Source organism: Candidatus Proelusimicrobium excrementi (assembly GCF_937881865.1).
Classification (GTDB): domain Bacteria; phylum Elusimicrobiota; class Elusimicrobia; order Elusimicrobiales; family Elusimicrobiaceae; genus Proelusimicrobium; species Proelusimicrobium excrementi.
Genome location: NZ_CALGEO010000166.1, coordinates 1 through 2,363, shown reverse-complemented (window position 1 = coordinate 2,363; position 2,363 = coordinate 1). Strand labels below are relative to the sequence as shown.

Below are 2,363 nucleotides of genomic sequence, written 5' to 3'. Positions count from 1 at the left end.
CCAACATGGTCATCGGCCGGGTCCTGACCATCGACGAGCTGTTCGAGATGGGCTATAAGGCCGTCTTTGTGGGCAGCGGCGCGGGCCTGCCCACTATGGCGGGCGTACCCGGGGAAAACGCCGTCGGCGTATACAGCGCAAACGAGTTCTTGACGAGAATCAATCTGCTTAAAGCTTACGACTTTCCTAAAGCAGACACGCCGGTAAAACTGGGCAAACACGTAATAGTTTTAGGCGGCGGAAACAGCGCGATGGACGCGGCCCGCTGCGCTCAGCGTTTGGGGCCGGAAAGCGTAACGGTGGTTTACAGAAGAAGCCAGGCCGAAATGCCGGCCCGCGGCGAAGAAGTGGAAAACGCCATGGAAGAAGGCGTAAAATTTTCATTCCTGACGATACAAAAAGAAATCATGACCGATGATAAAGGCCATGTAACCGGCCTTAAATGCCTTAAGGCCGAACTAGGCGAGCCTGACGCCAAAGGCAGAAGACGCCCGGTGCCGGTGGAAGGATCGGATTTTATAATCCCGGCGGATTCCATTATAGTCGCCATAGGCCAAAAACCGAACCCGATTATCCCCAAAACTACGCCCGGCCTTAAAATGACCGAGCGCGGCACTCTGGAACTTAAAGAAGACGGCCAAAGCAGTATCGAAGGCGTATTCGGCGGCGGCGATATTACCAGAGGCGGCGCAACAGTACTTTTGGCCATGAAGGACGGGCTTTTGGCCGCCGGGAAAATAAGCGAATATCTCTCCGGCAAGAAACCTAAAGGCGGTAAATAATTATGGAAAAATATACTATAGTAAACAAAAAAAACATATCCGACACTATCTGCGAATTTGAAATTTACGCTCCTTTGATAGCGGCAAAAGCGAAAGTCGGGCAGTTTATCATTTTAAGGGCGGAGGAACTAGGCGAAAGAGTGCCCGTAACGCTTGTGGACTGGAACCCGCAAAAAGGAACTATAACGGCAATTATACAAGCCATAGGCAAATCCACGCTGATGTTTAACAATTTAAAGCAAGGCGATAAATTCCTGACCGTGGCCGGCCCGCTGGGCACCGCGCTTGAAATTAAAAAGTACGGAACCGTAGCCGTCGTCGGCGGCGGCGTAGGCATAGCGGAAATACTGCCTATAGCAAAAGCTTTTAAAGAAGCCGGCAACAGAATAGTTTCCATTTTGGGCGCAAGAACCAAAAGCCTGCTTATCCTTGAAGACGAAATGAAAGCCGTATCCGACGTAACTGCCATAGCCACGGACGACGGCAGTTACGGCCAAAAAGGCTTGGTTACCGACGCTTTAAAAACTTTGCACGAAAAAGGCGAAAAAATAGACGCCGGTTTTATAATAGGCCCTATCCCGATGATGAAATTTACAGCAAAACTTATGACGGAACTTGGGATAAAGCCTTTTGCTTCCTTAAACCCGATAATGCTGGACGGCACGGGAATGTGCGGCTGCTGCCGCGTAATAGTAAACGGGGAAACGAAATTCGCCTGCGTGGACGGACCGATGTTTGAAGCTTCAAATATCGACTTTGACAACCTTATGAAGCGCACCGGCGAATATAAAACCGAGGAGAAAGAATCTTTAGAACATTACGAAAAAGATCACAAATGCAAAATAGGACTGCATTAATTTTTTAAGTTTGATTGCAAAGGACGCCGGCTTTAAAAAGCCGGCGTTATTTTTTTACGCCCAAGAAAATTTACAAAAACCCCGCCTTGGCTTAAGCTGAGGCGGGGCGGTTAGTTGAGAGCCGGGGTCTATCCCGGAAATTATTCAAATATCAGTTCAGATTCTTTGGTGCAGACATACGTATATACAGATGAAGCGTAGCCGGGGCCGCAAGAACCGCTTGGCCGATTTCCCATACATTTTAAGCATTCGCCGTCCCACTCGCTCCAAGAACCGTTTGAACAACAGGTTCTGGTATACTTGCGGTAACTGCAAAAATCAGGCTCATTCGCAACATATTTGTCCTGCTTGCTGCCTACACTGCTGCAGCTTTCGGCATAACCTAAACTTATGCAGGCGAAAAGACAAAATATTGTAAAAAATACATTTCTAACCGTTTTATTTTTTGACATCTATTTTCCCTCCTTTATAGTTAAACAGCCCGCTAAAACTAACCTTAGCTAAAACAAAGATATTTCTTGATTGGCGGGCTGATTTTATGAGGAAAATTTATCAAAAAAAAACAGTCAACTGTTTTATGATTTTGTTTTAGGTTTCCGTCTGAACGACAATCATTTAGGCTTACAATTTGCTTTTACCTTTGGCCTGATTTTAGCCTTTTCTTTAGTTTTGATACCTCACTACGAAAAAACTAAAATCAGGCTCAAATCTAAAAGAAATCAAG

Annotated in this window: 3 protein-coding genes; 2 read left to right on the top strand and 1 reads right to left on the bottom strand. The window is 46.4% G+C overall.

Going from position 1 to position 2,363, the window contains the following annotated elements; genetic code table 11:
- Together ACQY26_RS07475 and ACQY26_RS07470 are read left to right on the top strand one after the other, a co-directional pair.
- On the top strand, positions 1–782 hold a 782-nt coding region (locus tag ACQY26_RS07475; RefSeq protein ID WP_428048597.1), incomplete at its 5' end, for an FAD-dependent oxidoreductase.
- Positions 783–784: 2 nt separating this feature from the next.
- Positions 785–1,639: a sulfide/dihydroorotate dehydrogenase-like FAD/NAD-binding protein gene (locus ACQY26_RS07470; protein ID WP_428048595.1), complete on the top strand. Its 855-nt coding sequence runs from the start codon at positions 785–787 to the stop codon at positions 1,637–1,639.
- A gap of 140 nt (positions 1,640–1,779) precedes the next feature.
- Here the strand turns inward: ACQY26_RS07470 and ACQY26_RS07465 are convergent, their stop codons facing one another.
- The gene (locus ACQY26_RS07465) at positions 1,780–2,091 is read right to left on the bottom strand and encodes a hypothetical protein (RefSeq protein WP_428048593.1); all 312 of its coding nucleotides are present in this window, start codon (positions 2,089–2,091) and stop codon (positions 1,780–1,782) included.
- Positions 2,092–2,363: the final 272 nt, after the last annotated feature.

Coding starts and splice junctions, on each gene's coding strand:
- ACQY26_RS07470 (WP_428048595.1), top strand. CDS start 785: ATGGAAAAATATACTATAGTAAACAAAAAAAACATATCCGACACTATC.
- ACQY26_RS07465 (WP_428048593.1), bottom strand. CDS start 2,091: ATGTCAAAAAATAAAACGGTTAGAAATGTATTTTTTACAATATTTTGT.